Source organism: Martelella sp. FLE1502, from assembly GCF_053484255.1.
Genome location: NZ_JBAKFQ010000004.1, coordinates 17,957 through 32,007 on the forward strand (window position 1 = coordinate 17,957; position 14,051 = coordinate 32,007).

Consider the following 14,051-nt stretch of genomic DNA (forward strand, 5'->3'; position numbering starts at 1 on the left):
GTGTTGAGGTTCGATGCGAAGCGGAGATCGCTTGCTACCCGATTTCAGCCAAGGAGCATTGCCAATGATCGCATCCAGCGAAGACACCCGCTCGGCCGGGGCAGCCAATGGCGTCGAGAGACTTCCGGAGACCGGCCGCGCAACGAAGTCGGAGGCTGACGCAGCGGCCCGACGGCCGAACCGCATCGTCATCGTCGGCGGCGGATTTGGCGGTCTGGCCTGCGCATCGAAGCTCGGCGGCGCGCTGGTCGATGTGACGCTCATCGACAAGCGCAACCACAATCTGTTTCAGCCTCTGCTCTACCAGATCGCGACCGCCATCCTGTCGCCCGCCGATATTTCCGAGCCGCTGCGGCGAACGCTCGGAAAGGAGCGCAATGTCGATGTGGTGATGGCCGAAGTTGTCGGCATCGATGCGAAACGCAAGGCGGTTCTGACGCGGGACGGCGCGCCGGTGGAATATGATACGCTGGTGATCGCGACCGGCTCCGTCGACAACTATCTCGGCCATGACGAATGGAAGCAACATGCCCCCGGCCTCAAGACCAACCGCGATGCCCGGCAGGTGCGCGAGACGCTGCTTCTCGCCTTTGAGCGGGCCGAACTGACGCTTGAACCGGAAGAGCGCCAAAAGCTTTTGACCTTCGTGATCGTCGGCGGCGGGCCCACCGGGGTTGAACTCGCCGGCGCCATCGCCGAACTCGGCGTGTTTCTGTTGCGGCGGGATTTCAGGAACATCGCGCCCGAAGAATTGAACATCATCCTGCTGGAGGCCGGGCCGGGCATTCTCTCGGGCTTTGACGAGAAGCTCTCCCGCTACGCGCTGAGGCGACTTGAGGCGAGGGGCGTGGATGTCCGCGTCAACACACCGGTCGAGGCGATCGCTGCTGAAGAGGTCACCGCGGGCGGTGAAACAATCCCGACCGGCTGCGTCATCTGGGGCGCGGGCGTCAGGGCGACGCCGGTGGCGGAGTGGCTTGGCGTGGAACCTCAGTCCGGGGGCAGGGTGCCGGTGGCGGCCGATCTCAGCGCCATCGGCTTCGAGGATATTTACATTCTCGGCGATGCGGCCTCGGTTCAGGCCGAAGGCGGGCCGTTCCCGGCGCTGGCGCAGGTCGCCAAGCAGCAGGGCAAATATCTCGGCAGGAAGCTGAGACGAAAAACCGAAGACCGTGATGACGATACACCGTTCCGCTTCCGCAATCGCGGCATCACCGCAGTCATCGGCCGCAATGCGGCGGTCTTCCAGTCCGGCCGGTTCAAGCTGACGGGCCGCCTCGCGTGGTGGCTCTGGGCGCTCATCCATGTCTATCTGCTGGTGAACTTTGAAAAACGACTGCTCGTCAGCGTCCAGTGGATCTGGACCTTCCTCACGGGCCAGCGCAATGCCCGCCTGATCGACGACAGGACATGATTCCGCTCTTCCCGGAACATCGCGACCTCTCTCCGGTTAGGCGCAAAGGCCGGTCTTTGACGGACCAAAACGATAGGAGAAACCGATGGCAAATGCCGACAAGAAACATTTCGGACCGGGTTCCAAGGGCAAGAGCAGCGGCGAAGGCGCCCTGACGGACCTTGAGGACGAAATCCTGCCGAAGAACGAGGTTCTGTCCAACCGCGACAAGGCCCGCCACTCCGAGGAGCGCGGGCTTGATGGCAAGAACGTGCAGAGCGAGGAATACAAGGACCACAGCGCCAACCGCCGCAAGGACGAGTAGCGTGAAGTTCGATTCCAAATAGCAGCGCCGGGCTTGCGTCCGGCGCTTTTCTTTCGCCGATCAGTTGCTCGGGTTCATCGCGTGAGGGGGCGCCTTGTCGGCCTGATCATCATTGTCGGCGCTGCTTCTGCCTATGGCGAAGGCAGCGATGATCACCACGATGATGATGGCTGCGCCCGCAATGCTCCAACCTCTCATGCTTATCTCCTTTCAGGGTAACCGGCGACCGTTCAAAAACGGCGGACGCCCTGCGCCCGCCGCGTCTATCGGTTACTGCGTGTCCTTGATGCTGCCGGGCGGCTCCGTGGCCGGAACGATATCGGTCTGCGGTGGCGTGTCCGCCTGCCCGCCTTCCACCGGCTCCTGGCCGGTGAGCTGTTCGTCGGCGGAGGGCGGCGGGGCTTCCCCGTCGCCAGACGCATTGCCGTCGTCGCCGGTCGCCGCGGCAGGTATCTCCGAGGGCTGTGAACCGGTGTTGCCTTCGCCGCCTGCCGCCGCCATGCCCGCGGCTATGGAGCCTGCCGGCATTTCGTCGGTTCCGAGCGGCTCCGGCGTGATCGCGCCATCGGCGGCGGCGACCCGCCAGACCGTGTTGCCGGCATCGTCGGCAATGAGCAATGCGCCGGTTCCGTCGATGCCGACATCGACCGGCCGGCCGCGCGCCTCATCCCCGTCCAGAAATCCGGTGACGACGTCGACCGCGGCGGCAGCCGGCTCGCCGTTCACGAACGGCACGAACACGACCTTGTAGCCGTTGAACACGGTCCGGTTCCAGCTTCCGTGCTCGCCGACGAATGCGCCTGCGGCATAATCCTCGGGCAGTGCCGAGCCTTGCGAAAAGGCCATGCCGAGCGGGGCCACGTGACTGGAGAGCGCATAGTCCGGGGCGATCGCCTGGTCCACCATGTCCGGGCGCTGCGGGTGAACCCGCGCGTCCACATGATCGCCGTAATAGCTCCATGGCCATCCGTAAAACGCGCCGTCTTCAACCGAGGTCATGTAATCCGGCACGAGATTGGGGCCGAGTTCGTCGCGTTCGTTGACGACGGTCCAGAGCGCGCCGGTATCGGGATTGATCGAAAGGCCATTGGGATTGCGCAGGCCGGACGCGTAGATACGCGCGGCGCCGGTTTCGCGATCGACCTGCCAGATCGCCGCGCGGCCCTTTTCGGCTTCGATGCCGTTTTCGGCGATGTTGGAGTTGGACCCGACGGAGGCATAAAGCGTTTCGCCATCCGGGCTCAGCGCCAAATCCTTGGTCCAGTGGTGGTTGATCGGTCCGCCGGGAAGCGGCGTCAGCACCTCGGGCGCTGCCGTGATCTCGGTCTGGCCGAGTTCGTAAGGATAGGTCAGGATCGCATCCGTCGCGGCGACATAGAGCGTGTCGTCGGCCCAGGCGACGCCGAAGGGCGAGTTCAGGTCGGTCAGAAGGTCGTGGCGTTCATCTACCGCGCCGTCACGATCGGTGTCTCTGAGCAGCGTGATCAGGTTGCTTTCCTTCGGCTGCCCGCCGCCTCCATGGGCCATCGACATGATCCAGCCGCGGATCAGGTCTTTCGGCCGGTCCGGCGGCTGGCCGGCCGGTCCGCGCGCCTGGACAACCAGCACATCGCCATTGGGAAGCGTGTGCACCGTGCGCGGATTGGCGAGATCCCCGGCATAGGCCGAGACAGTCAGGTTATCGGGCACATCGGGCGTCTCGCCCTCGTCCCAGCCGACGACTTCGGCGACCTTCATGCTCGGCAGCAGGGAATGCTCCGGCTCGGGCAGCACCGGATCGGCGCCGATCTGCTCTGAAGGGTCGACCTGGCCGCCGTCGCCGCAGGCGGACAGCGTAATGAGCGCCGAACCCGCCGTGAGGGCGAGGACGCGTTTTCTTGTAAGGCTGAACTTAGTCATGGAGGATCCTCCATTCATGGGAAAACGGGCGGACGGCGGAAAGCCAGAGCGTGGCGAGGATCGCGATGAAGGTGATCGCGGAGAGGATCAGACCGCCCGGCACCACCGCTCTCCAACCGTCGCCAGCGTGGACGAAGCTGTTCAGGATCGCGAGTGCGAGAACGACGATGTAGCCGACCGTTTCGCCCCAGCCGGGTCGGTAATGGCGGGCGTTGGGGCGCAGCGCGTCGCCGATGCCGGCAAGCACCGCAAGCGCGCCGAAAACGAGCCCGCCCAGCAACAGCCATTCGGAGAAGTGCTGCCACATCAAAACGGACGTCCGCCAATAGAGGATATCCGTGATCAGCGCGAAGCTGAATGCCACCAGCGGAAACGGGACAAATACGGAGCGGTAGGGATACCTGCCCACCGCGTTCTGTCGTGTATGCATGAGCGTAACCTCCTTGCGTTCGAACGCGGCCCCAACAGGCGGAAGGCGGTTTTGTTCCTGGCGGGTGCGGGAGGATGCATTCAGCGGGTGCCGCAGAGCCTTTGGCCAAGTGGTAAATGCACGGTTTCAATCCGGAACGGCAGGAGAAGGCGCTCCCCGTAACGCTCTGCCCACTCGACGAGGGAAACTTCCGGCTTTGGGCTCTGATGTATGGCGAAAGCGGCGCTTCTCGAGTGGCGAGGCGAGTTTGCCAGAACGCCCGTATAGGGGCTGGAAAGCGCCTGACTTATGCCGAAAATGTTGAACAGCCGCAGCGCTTCGCCATCCGCAGCGCGCAGTTCCCCGCCGCCTATCGCAATGTCTCGGGGCCTGCGCCGCGCAGTTGAGACATTTCTGCCCTCGCGATCCCCATAGCGACCTGTTCGCCGCAGACGGTGGAATCCGTTGCTAACGATTACGATGAAGTCGTGAAGGGGCAGACTGCAAAGCTATGAGAAATCTCCGGCGGGACTTCGGGGTCGTCTGCCCCTCGGCGTTATCCAGCCGTTGTTCCGCGGGCGCTTCACATGCCTGTCCTTTCACCCGGAGAACCTTACGCGCGCACCGATCTGCGTTCGATCAGTCGTACGGGGATGAAGTGGTGGGAGGAGGGGGCGTTTGCGGGGCCGGTGATGGCTTTCAGCGTGGCCCGTGTCAGCGAGGACAGCGACTGGCTGATGGTGGTGAGCTGGTGCGAGGACCAGTTGGAGATCGGCGCGTCGTCGAAGCCGATCACCGAGACGTCTTCTGGAACGGACAGGCCGAGTTCGTGGCGGGCCGTGTTCATCACGCCGAGCGCGATCTCGTCGGTTACCCCGAAAATTCCGTCGATGCCCGGCTTTCCGAGAAGCCCGCGGGCGGCCTCGACGCCGGTCTCGTAAGTGTTGCGCCCCTGGCTCCACTGGGTGACCGGAACATGATGATCCCTCATCACTGCGATGAATGCCTTCGCGCGTGCCAGCTTGGCGGACGTGCGCGAACCCGACAGCACAACGGCCACGTTCCTGCAACCGGCCGCGATCAGCCGCCGCGCCGCCAGCGCGCCGCCGGCGGCCGAATCCGCCTCGATCTGGTCGACAAGGCCGATCTTTTCCGGCAGCGGCCGGTTGATGAGTACGAGACGCGTGCCATTCGCCGACGCCAGCCGCATCAGCGTATCCGGCACGGCCCCGGACAGAAGGACGACTGTGCGGACCCTGTACTCAAGCAGCTTTGCGACGGCATTCTCCATGTCGTCCTGCTGGCCCGCCAGATTGAGCAGCATGCATTGCAGACCGTTTTCGTAAAGCGCTGCCGTCAGCGCATCGACCTGGGCGGAAATATAGGGATTGGAGAGGTTCGCGCCGACAAGACCGACGAGATCCGAGCGTTCCTTGTGCAGCGTGCGGGCTAGGAGGTTGACGCGGTAGCCAAGCTCTTCGGCCGCCTTCATCACCCTGGCGCGGGTCTTGGGCGCGACGCTCGCGCCTTCGGTGAACGTGCGCGAGACGGCGGAGCGGGAAACGCCGGCAAGACGGGCGACATCGCCTGCGGAGATGAATTTCTCGGCCATGCGCCACCTATATCGCGTGTTTTGCGCCCAGCAGGTCGCGCCGCCTGACCTCTTCGGCAAGGGCGAGCATCGGCGGCAGCGGGTAGCCGTCGCTCAGACCGCGCAAGGTTCGAAGATGCGCAAGCGCGCTCTCGAAGCTTTCAAACCTGTCGCGGGCGAAAGTGGAAAGCCACAACGCGATCAGCGCAACCGAGCGCGAGCGTCCGCCGCGGCAATGCACCAGGATATTGCCCTTGCGATGCTTTGGATAATGCGGTTTCGCGGGGACATAGCCGCGCATCAGGCCTTCGATCGTGAACACGGCTGCCGCCAGAAGATGCGGATCATTGCCGTCGCCGTCGATCATCCCGATCTGGTAGCGGCGGATATGGGTCCCGTCCGCAAGCAACAGCGGACCGGGAAACATGTTGATCGAGACGTTGAGGGTCTCGGTGATCCCCGCCGCGAGAAGACACTCGCGATCCTCGGCGGCCGCGAGATTGCCGAGAAACAGCGTCTTTGCGTGCGGGCCGAAATCTTCGATGACGGGGAAGAGAAGCGGTAGCCCGTCCTCGCGTTCCTCTCCCTCGGGCACGTGATCTGGAACGCCAAGGCGCTTTTCTGTCACGGTCTAAATCTCCGTCTCGCGTTCCAGTCTCAGGCGTTTGCCGAGGGCTCGCGCAAGTTCAGGGGCGGTTGTCATGTCGACAAAGGCTGGCAGAACCTGCCGCGCGCCGCAACGGTCGGCAAGGTCTATGACATCGTCCCGTCGCGGATGGACGTTCCAGGGAAGCCAGACGGCCTCGTTGCGCTCAATGAGAGCACGCGCCGGCGTGCCGTTCGGGACATGGCTTGAAAATATCAGGCGAAAATCCTTCCTTTGCAGAAGTGCTGCCGAAAGACCGGCCTCGGCGTTGGATTCCGTCGCGACGATCACCTGGCCAGGCTCCGCGCTTTCGCCGTCCACGACCGGGAACGCCTCACCGGTCGCGGCCTCGACTTCCCTGCCGACGGCCGCGCAGACATGGACGTCATGTCCGCGTGATGCCATTGCGAGCACCATGTCGGTGCCCCGTCCGGCGCCCGGACAGCAGAGCACCGCGCCGCCTTCGGCGTAGTCGGAAATGGCCGCGATCTGGTCGTCGAGATTTTCCGCACGGTCGCCATAGGAGGCGTCGACCACAACGGTCGCTGCCGGCGGAGGACAGTCGAATGCCATGCATCGCGATTCTAGGCTGATGTCGCCGGTGTAGAGGAAGCCGCCTGCTGCCGTCTCCATATGGAACCAGACGCCGCCCGGCGCATGGCCGCAGCGTCCGGTGGTCAGCCTGAACCCGCAGGCCTCGAAAGAGCCTTGTTCCGGAATGACCCGCGCACGCTCCGCGGATATGCGACCCTGAAGGAAATCGAGTGTCCGGCCGGTTGCGAAGACGCAAGGATTGCCGACCGCATCGAGACGTTCGATCGATCCGGCATGATCCTGATGCGCATGGCTGAGGAAGATCGCATCGACGGCGCCGATGGCGTCGATATCGGGATGTTCGTCCTTGTCGAGGCCGTCGCCGAAATCGAACAGGACGCGCTTGCCGGCCGCCTCGACGAGGAAGATGGCGGCGCTCTTGCGGTTCAATCCGCTGATCACTGTCAGTCGTGCCACGGCAGCACTCCCTGCGGAAGCCTTCTTGCGAAGGTGAGGCTGAAAAGCATCAGCGCGAGGATGACGATGACCATCAGGCAACCGACGGCGGCGGCGAGCGTCGATGACCCGGCTTCCTCCAGGAAGATGATCATCGGGCCGATGGTCTGCGCACGCGACGAGACCAGCAGCACGGAGGTCTGGATCTCGTTTATGGCGGTCATGAACACCAGGATGGCAGAGGCCGCAGCGGCAGGCGCCAGCACCGGCAGGATGATATCCTTCAGCCTGCGGAAGATGCCCGCGCCGACCACCTGCGCGGCTTCATCCAGCGACCGCTCGATCTGCGCAAACCCGCCAAGCACCGGCTGCAGCGCCAGCGCCAGGAAGTTCGAAAGATAGGCCGCGAGAATGACCCAGATCGTTCCATAGAGACTTGTGCCCAGGACGGGCATGGGTTTCAGAAAGAACAGGATCATCGCCACCCCGATGATGATGCCGGGAAGCGCATAGGCGAGCTGGGAAGAGAGGTAGAGCAGGCGCGGGGTGACGCCCTTTCGCCAGCTCAGGAAATAGCCCAGCGCGACCGAGGCCGGGATCAGGATAGCGACCGCAAGCCCCGTCAGCCAGAGGCTTGTGAAGAAGGCCTCGCGAATGCCCTCGTGATGGAAGATTGCGTTGGAGAAATTCTCCAAGGTCAGCGTCTCCAGTGTGAGCGGCTGCCCGTATCCGCGCACCAGAGCCGAAGCGGCTAGTGCGGACAGCGGCAGCACCAGCGCAATGAGAAGATAGCCCCACGCCAGCGCGGTGACGGGAAGGCGGAATCCGGCGAGGGGAAACTTGAACGGTCTGGACGCGCCATCGACGCGCTGGTCGCCCATGCGGCTCAGAAATCCGGCAATGGCCATGCCGAGGATTGTCAGAACCGCGAGCAGCAGCGCCAGAAGCGCCATGTCGTTCAATGCCGACGGACCATAGGAATTGAGCTGCCGGTAGATCAGCGTGATCAGCGTGGGCACGCGGGCCGGAATGCCGAGCATCGCCTGGATGCCGAAATTGCCGATCGACGACACGAAGGCAAGCGCCGCGCCCGCGAAAATGCCGCCGCGGATCAAGGGCAAGATGACGCCAAGCGTCGCTTTCAAGGGCGTCGCGCCCACAGCGCGGGCCGCTTCCACCAGATCGGCGGGCACGCGGCGCAGATTGGCCCTGACGGCCAGAAACACCAGAGGCGCGTTGTAGAGGCCGAGTAGCAGGACGATGCCGCCCGCCGAATAGAGCGGATGCCGCATGCCTGGCTGAAGGGCAATGCCCAGAAGGTTCATGACCGGGCTTGCCGGCGAGAAGGCCTGGATCCAGGCGAGCGCGATGACCTGTGGCGGGATCATCAGTGGCAGAACGAAGCCGAACACCCACGCGGTTCGCCCGCGCATGTCGCTCGCGCCGACCAGAAGCGCGGCGATCGTTCCGGCAACAGTGGCAAGCGCGGTGGCTGAAAGCGAAATCCAGATCGTGTTGACCGTCGCCTCGAACACGCGGCGGCCGCCGAGAACGTCGGCGATGCGGTCGAGCTCGAAACCAGCGCTGGTCACAAACGCCGCGTAGACGAGCCGTCCGAGCGGCAGGATCGACAAGACGCCGACAAAAAGCGCCAGCGCCAGCATCAGCGCCCGCTCGTTCTTCAAAAGCCCGGAAAGGGTGGAGAGCGTCCATGAAGGACGCCCTCCGGCGGCTGTGGTCGATAGCGACATTGCGATTACAGACCGAAGATCTCGGCGAACTGCTCGCGCACCTGGTCGTTGTTCTTCACGGCTTCGTCGACATCATAGCCGATGAGCTTCATCGAGGAGAGGTCGGGATAGCCCTCGGGTGCTGCGACGCCCGGCAGAAGCGGGATATTGCCCTGGGCGGAGACCAGTTCCTGGCCTTCCTTCGAAAGCAGGAAATCGACGAATTTCTTGGCGGCTTCTTCATGATCGGTCGTGCTCATGATGGCAACCGGTTCGCCGATGAAGGACACGCCTTCCTTGGGCGCGATATAGTCGACGGGCGAACCATCGGCCTTGGCGCGCAGCGTGTTGGCGTCAACGATGATGGCGTATTTGGCCATGCCGGAGGCCACGGCCTTGGTTGCCGGGCCATTGCCGCCCTCGGGCACGATGTCGAGATCGTTGAGCCCCTCATAGAAGTCCCAGCCGATTTCCGGCGTGTTGATCAGGGCGTGCAGGTGGTTCAGCGCCGCGCCCGAATAAAGCGGGCTCGGAACGGCAATCATGCCGCGATTGTCTTCGACCAGAAGGTCGTTCCAGCTTTCGACCGGCTCGGCGATCTCGGTGTTGTAGGCAATGCCCGTGGTGATCGCCTTGGTGCCGAAGAAGGTCATGTCCTTGTCGTAGGCGGCCTTGTCATAGCCGTCGACGGGTGCTTCCGGATAGGCCATCAGGTGGCCTTCGGCCTTCAGCGTGCCGAGATTGATCGGGTCGGCGACCAGCAGCACGTCGGGCTGGATGTTGCCGGCTTCGATTTCGGCGCGCATCACGTTCATCAGGGCTGAGGTGCCGTTGCGGGTCCAGTTGACCTTGATATCCGGATTGGCGGCCTCGAAGGCGTCGACCGTCTGCTGGGCCTGTTCCGGCGGCTGGCTGGTGTAAAGCGTGATGGTTTCCTCGGCATGGGCCGCCGTGAAGGCAAGCGTGCTGAGGGTCGCAAGGGCAAGCATGGAGAGTTTCATCGGGGATATCCTCGATTGTTGGTGCTCAGTGGGAGGCTTCTGCTGTTTTCGGGTCCGGCAGGACCCAGCCGTCTGCAAGCGTGACGGCCACGCGCTGCCCGGCTTCGATGCGTGCCGGGGCAGGGACGTTCATGAAAAAGGTTTTCTCATCCGGGCCGAGCGAAAGCTCGACCCGCACAATGTCGCCGCGATAGGTGATGCGGCGGATGGTCGCGCCAAGGCCGCCGGTTTCGGTCAGCTTCAGGTCGGCGGGGTGAAAGGCAATGCGCGCTTCGGCGCAAGGACGTGCCGAAGGCCGGCTGCGCACCCGCACCTGCTCGCCGAAGAAGCGGGCGAAACCATAGCCGCTGCGATCGGGCTTTAAATCCGTAATCGGCGCGATCTGGCCCTCGCCGATAAAGGTCGCGACCATGTCATTTGCCGGCTGGCTGTAGAGTTCGGAGGGGCTGGCGAACTGGCTGATCCTGCCCTTGTCCATCACGGCGACGCGGTCGGCGAGCGCCAGCGCCTCCGACTGATCATGCGTGATGTAAAACATCGTCGCGCCCGAGGCCTTGTGGAAGCGGGCAAACTCCTCCTCCATCTCGCCGCGCAGATGGACATCGAGATTGGCAAGCGGCTCATCGAGAAGCACGAGACCGGCATCCATCGCCAGGCAGCGGGCGAGCGCCGTGCGCTGTCGCTGGCCGCCCGAAAGTTCGGTTGGCCGCCGATCCGCAAACGCGGTCAACCCGACCGTCTCGAGAACGCGGGCCGTGCGCGCCTCGCGCTCGGCGCGGCCAAGGCCCTTGACCTTGAGTCCGTAGGCGATATTGCCGGAGACAGTCATATGCGGCCACAGCGCATAGCTTTGAAACACCACGCCGATGCCGCGCTCTTCCGGCGCGACATGCCGGCCATGGCCGGAAAGAAGCGCGTCTCCAACCCGGATTGCGCCGCGGTCGATCTGTTCGAAGCCGGCAAGGGCGCGCAAAAGCGTGGTCTTGCCGCAGCCGGAGGGGCCGAGGACGGCAACGAACTCGCCCGAACGGATCGAAAGCGATATGCCGTGCAACACGCCGGTCTTGCCGAAAGACTTGTCGACGTTCTCGAGTTCGATCGCGCTCATAGGCTGCCCCGCGCTGTCGGCCGCAGTCGGGAAACCCTTCCGAGACCGGTGGAATGGCGTTTTGCAATGCTTTGCAAACTTCGCCGCCATCAATGCACCGGCCGTGTGACAGTTCTGTTTCAGTGGGTTTTCGGTTTTATGAAAATTGGCTTTTGAGAGCGCGGCAACAGCTTTCGATCGTGACAGCCGATAACCGCGCTTGCGCCAGTTCGATCGCCGGCTGACATGTTCAAACGTTATCCAGAGGCGCCGATATTCCTCCGGCGCGCCAGGTCTGGATTGTTCATTCTCACGCTTCTTTATCCAAGGGGTTGCGGTAGGGCGTTTGGCAAAAGTCTTGGTCTCATGATAGGACGTTCCCTCTCGCATCACTCGCATGCGCGCACGGCTGATGCTGCTGCCAGCTTTGCGTTTGCGTGTCCTGATCGAGCCCCTGATGATCTCCTGATTTGGTACACGATGTCTATTTGACACTTTGTACCCAGGCCGGTGTTGAGATTGACGCCTTTGGCACCGAATGAGCGGCAAAGAGGCAGATAAAGAGGCAGATAAAGAGTTCCTATAAGTGTCTGAAAAAACTAAAAAACGAGAGTTTCCAGCGGCTTCCCGCTTTGCCGTGGCCCCCATGATCGATTGGACGAACTGAGTTAAAAAAACTCTATAAAGTCAATTAGAAAGGCAAGCTCGTCGTGTACCATGTACCAAGATTTTTCTAAGCGAAAAATATCGACGGAGAAAAATAAGAGACGCCGTATCAGAGCATATTCCAGCTCACAAGACGAGATGAATAGCACGAAAGCGAAGTCTGTTTCGTCGGAAAATGAGTAGCCGCTCTGGGGCCGTCTGCGGACTGTCCGGTTTTGAGGGAGAATTGAGGGAATAGCTGCCATTTGATAGGCTGAGAATGCCAAGCTGCTTGTGGGAATGAGGTCTCTTAAACATTAGTCATTCATCAGAAGTGTGGGCTTGTCCGTTCTGGAAATGAACGGCTAGTCAGATGTGGTTTTAGAAGGAACCACCACTTCGAGCTGATGAGCAAAATTCCGTAGCTCAGTGGATCCCGGGTTGGCCTCAAGCGCCGCCAATACCACCGCCCTTAAGGCTCTCTCATCCTCGAGCGCACTTGTGAGGCGTATGATCATGCTCCAGGCATCCAGCCTTTGCGGATCGAGCGCGACGGATTTCCGGAATTCCGCAAGCGCTTCCTCATAGTCGCGCCGGAGCAGCGCATTGCCTGCCAGGACCAGATGCGTTTCCGGAAAATCGGCTCTGTAGGACTGCGACCTGCGCCATTCGGCCATCACCGCATCATGATCGATGCGGACGTCTTGCGGTAGGCTCTCGACGGGCAGTCCGAAAAGCTGTCGCAGTGCGGCAAAGCGCACCGTTCGGGACGGATCGGACAATCGTGGCGCGACGTTGCCGACAGCGGCTTCTGTCGGCGCAACAGGCTGCAAACCGACAGAAAATGTGCGCATCATCGGACTTTCATCGTCCAGAAGCGCAGCCGTTTCATCGGCCGCGTCCCGGTCCTGCAGCGGCTTCAGCAGAGCAAGCGCCGTCGCCCGAACGATATCCGCAGTCTCGTCGTCATTGGCGATCTCGACGAGCCTGTTCTTTGACAGTACGGGATTTTGCAAAGCCATGGCAAAGGCTTCGCCAAAATGCGGTCCACGGTGGCTGGATTGTGGATACCATTCCGCAAGTGTTTGTGCTGCCCAGTCTGCCGTTTCGTCTGTGTGGCAACCGGTGCAGGCATCCGGTGCACCGGTGATGGCATCGAGATCGGGTCGAGGAACGCGAAAACTGTGATCGGCCCGCCAGTCATTGCCCATATAGACCTGCTCCGCCATATGGCAGCTTTTGCAATCCGCGCCGGCTGTCCCTGTTTCGTGGTGATGGTGTTCCGGCATGTCATAGTCCTCCAGCGGCAGCGTCGGAAATTCGGCATTGCCGGCTGGCGAGTGGCACTGCGTGCAAAGCGCATTACCCTCGGCAATCAGTTCGGTCGTATGGGGATCGTGACAGTTCAGACAGCCGACGCCCTTGCGATACATTTTCGACTGCAGGAACGAACCGTAGACATAGACTTCGCCGCGGATCTGGCCATCGGGATAGTAGAGGCCGCCGTTCAGCGTGAGCAACCGGTAGGCATCGTGATACGGCGTGCCGGGCCGCGGATTGCCATCGCCGTAGGCCTCGCGGCGGGAATGACAACCGGCGCATTGTTCAATCCAGGCTTGCGTGCCCGCATTCGTCTCCATCGTCAGGCCGTAACCCGGATTTTCCTTCGCTTCGGCTTTAGAATGGGTCTTCATCCATTCCACATGGCCTGACCCCGGCCCGTGACACGCCTCGCAACCGACTCCGATTTCGGCTTCAGTCGAGTGATAACGCTCGGTCCCCGGATCGTAGTTCTTTTCAAAACCCGTCGCGTGACATTCCGCACAACGCGCGTTCCAGTTCTTATAAGGCCCGGTCCAATGCAGGCCGTCCTCGGGCGGCAAAACCTGGTCGGGATAGAGATGGAACCATTGTTTCTTTTCGGTGTCCCAGACGACATCGAAGCTTTGCAAACGGCCGGGCTCCGTCTCGAAAAGATATTGCTGCAGCGGTTCGATGCCGACGACCGAATGCACATCGCGCTGCGTCGTCGTGCCATCGGATTCCGTCACCAGCGCATGATAACCCGCCTCATCGTGTGAGAAAACAACGGACATGCCCGCCCCCTCAAACGTAGTGCCGTTGAAATCGGCGCGGATATTGTCAGCAGTCGCGGCAGTCCACGCGCGTTCATGATCGGACCCGATCCAGCCGCGCGTTTCATAATCATGGCAGTTGGCACATTGCTCGGATCCGACGTAATGCGCTTGTTTTTGAGCAAAGGCCGGAGACGTCAGAAGAAAAAGACAAAGAACTACAAAATGTTTCAAGTGAGTTTCCTTGCGAAACCCGTCCG

The 14,051-nt window shown here is 62.2% G+C and carries 12 protein-coding genes; 2 read left to right on the forward strand and 10 right to left on the reverse strand.

What is annotated here, in order from left to right:
• Nucleotides 1–64 precede the first annotated feature (64 nt).
• Nucleotides 65–1,414 carry an NAD(P)/FAD-dependent oxidoreductase gene (locus V6767_RS04745; protein ID WP_448472396.1) on the forward strand — a complete coding sequence of 450 codons (1,350 nt, stop codon included), beginning with the start codon at nt 65–67 and terminating at the stop codon, nt 1,412–1,414.
• 85 nt (nt 1,415–1,499) lie between these two features.
• Nucleotides 1,500–1,718, forward strand: coding sequence for a hypothetical protein (locus V6767_RS04750; protein ID WP_448472397.1), 219 nt, complete (start codon nt 1,500–1,502; stop codon nt 1,716–1,718).
• 60 nt (nt 1,719–1,778) lie between these two features.
• On the opposite strand, the gene V6767_RS04755 is transcribed toward V6767_RS04750, so the two are convergent.
• The 10 genes from V6767_RS04755 to V6767_RS04800 form a co-directional block, all read right to left on the reverse strand.
• Nucleotides 1,779–1,916 (reverse strand): hypothetical protein, encoded by a 138-nt coding sequence (locus V6767_RS04755; RefSeq protein ID WP_448472398.1) that lies wholly within the window; start codon nt 1,914–1,916, stop codon nt 1,779–1,781.
• A 72-nt stretch (nt 1,917–1,988) separates the two neighbouring features.
• Nucleotides 1,989–3,617 (reverse strand): PQQ-dependent sugar dehydrogenase, encoded by a 1,629-nt coding sequence (locus V6767_RS04760; protein ID WP_448472399.1) that lies wholly within the window; start codon nt 3,615–3,617, stop codon nt 1,989–1,991.
• Nucleotides 3,610–4,047 carry a DUF2231 domain-containing protein gene (locus tag V6767_RS04765; RefSeq protein ID WP_448472400.1) on the reverse strand — a complete coding sequence of 146 codons (438 nt, stop codon included), beginning with the start codon at nt 4,045–4,047 and terminating at the stop codon, nt 3,610–3,612. Before V6767_RS04765 ends, V6767_RS04760 begins: the two co-directional genes overlap by 8 nt.
• Nucleotides 4,048–4,639: 592 nt before the next feature.
• The gene (locus tag V6767_RS04770; RefSeq protein WP_448472401.1) at nt 4,640–5,638 is read right to left on the reverse strand and encodes a LacI family DNA-binding transcriptional regulator; all 999 of its coding nucleotides are present in this window, start codon (nt 5,636–5,638) and stop codon (nt 4,640–4,642) included.
• Between the two features lie 7 nt (nt 5,639–5,645).
• Nucleotides 5,646–6,245, reverse strand: coding sequence for a dual specificity protein phosphatase family protein (locus V6767_RS04775; protein WP_448472402.1), 600 nt, complete (start codon nt 6,243–6,245; stop codon nt 5,646–5,648).
• A gap of 3 nt (nt 6,246–6,248) precedes the next feature.
• Complete coding sequence (locus V6767_RS04780; RefSeq protein WP_448472403.1) at nt 6,249–7,274, reverse strand: MBL fold metallo-hydrolase; 1,026 nt, start codon at nt 7,272–7,274, stop codon at nt 6,249–6,251.
• Nucleotides 7,262–9,004, reverse strand: a complete 1,743-nt coding sequence (locus tag V6767_RS04785; protein WP_448472404.1) for an ABC transporter permease — start codon at nt 9,002–9,004, stop codon at nt 7,262–7,264. Before V6767_RS04785 ends, V6767_RS04780 begins: the two co-directional genes overlap by 13 nt.
• Nucleotides 9,005–9,009: 5 nt before the next feature.
• Nucleotides 9,010–9,984 carry an ABC transporter substrate-binding protein gene (locus V6767_RS04790; RefSeq protein ID WP_448472405.1) on the reverse strand — a complete coding sequence of 325 codons (975 nt, stop codon included), beginning with the start codon at nt 9,982–9,984 and terminating at the stop codon, nt 9,010–9,012.
• A gap of 25 nt (nt 9,985–10,009) precedes the next feature.
• Nucleotides 10,010–11,092 (reverse strand): ABC transporter ATP-binding protein, encoded by a 1,083-nt coding sequence (locus tag V6767_RS04795; RefSeq protein ID WP_448472406.1) that lies wholly within the window; start codon nt 11,090–11,092, stop codon nt 10,010–10,012.
• Nucleotides 11,093–12,081: 989 nt separating this feature from the next.
• Nucleotides 12,082–14,025 (reverse strand): multiheme c-type cytochrome, encoded by a 1,944-nt coding sequence (locus V6767_RS04800; protein ID WP_448472407.1) that lies wholly within the window; start codon nt 14,023–14,025, stop codon nt 12,082–12,084.
• Nucleotides 14,026–14,051 lie beyond the last annotated feature (26 nt).

Excerpts from the sequence above, each read along its gene's own strand:
- V6767_RS04790 (WP_448472405.1), bottom strand. The coding sequence starts at position 9,984 with ATGAAACTCTCCATGCTTGCCCTTGCGACCCTCAGCACGCTTGCCTTC.
- V6767_RS04765 (WP_448472400.1), bottom strand. The coding sequence starts at position 4,047 with ATGCATACACGACAGAACGCGGTGGGCAGGTATCCCTACCGCTCCGTA.
- V6767_RS04795 (WP_448472406.1), bottom strand. The coding sequence starts at position 11,092 with ATGAGCGCGATCGAACTCGAGAACGTCGACAAGTCTTTCGGCAAGACC.
- V6767_RS04750 (WP_448472397.1), top strand. The coding sequence starts at position 1,500 with ATGGCAAATGCCGACAAGAAACATTTCGGACCGGGTTCCAAGGGCAAG.
- V6767_RS04770 (WP_448472401.1), bottom strand. The coding sequence starts at position 5,638 with ATGGCCGAGAAATTCATCTCCGCAGGCGATGTCGCCCGTCTTGCCGGC.
- V6767_RS04755 (WP_448472398.1), bottom strand. The coding sequence starts at position 1,916 with ATGAGAGGTTGGAGCATTGCGGGCGCAGCCATCATCATCGTGGTGATC.
- V6767_RS04785 (WP_448472404.1), bottom strand. The coding sequence starts at position 9,004 with ATGTCGCTATCGACCACAGCCGCCGGAGGGCGTCCTTCATGGACGCTC.
- V6767_RS04745 (WP_448472396.1), top strand. The coding sequence starts at position 65 with ATGATCGCATCCAGCGAAGACACCCGCTCGGCCGGGGCAGCCAATGGC.
- V6767_RS04760 (WP_448472399.1), bottom strand. The coding sequence starts at position 3,617 with ATGACTAAGTTCAGCCTTACAAGAAAACGCGTCCTCGCCCTCACGGCG.